Source organism: Arthrobacter cavernae, from assembly GCF_017368795.1.
Lineage (GTDB): Bacteria > Actinomycetota > Actinomycetes > Actinomycetales > Micrococcaceae > Arthrobacter > Arthrobacter cavernae.
Window position 1 is genome coordinate 1 of the sequence record NZ_JAFNLL010000137.1, and the last position, 455, is coordinate 455.

1 pseudogene is annotated in these 455 nt (G+C 65.3%); it reads right to left on the bottom strand.

The features are described from left to right. Window positions 1–455, bottom strand: a pseudogene (locus tag J1902_RS19145) (pyruvate dehydrogenase (acetyl-transferring), homodimeric type); the annotation flags it as partial.

A 455-nucleotide genomic window follows, 5' to 3' on the forward strand; every position in this document is an offset into this window, starting at 1 on the left:
AAGAACGCGTCCATCCCGAAGGTCCGCGACTCATCCGGAACCACGGGCACGAAGCGCTTGCCGAAGTTCTTGTCGCGCATCAGGTCCTTGAGCAGGCGCACGAAGGCCATGGTGGTGGCGGCCTGCTGCTTGCCGGAGCCGCGCTTGGAGACCTCGTAGGACTTCTCCTCGGGCAGGGCCACCGGGGCGTGGGCGCTGCGGCGTTCCGGTACGAAACCGCCCAGCTCGGCACGGCGTTCCATCATGTACTTGATTTCCGGGGCGTCCATGCCGGGGTGGTAGTACGGCGGCCGGTAGAGGTCGGCATCCAGCTGCTCGTCCGTGATGGGGATGCGCAGGTGGTCACGGAAGGCCTTGAGGTCTTCCATGGTGAGCTTCTTCATCTGGTGGGTCGCGTTGCGTCCCTCGAAGTGCGGTCCGAGGCCGTAGCCCTTGACGGTCTTGGCGAGGATGAC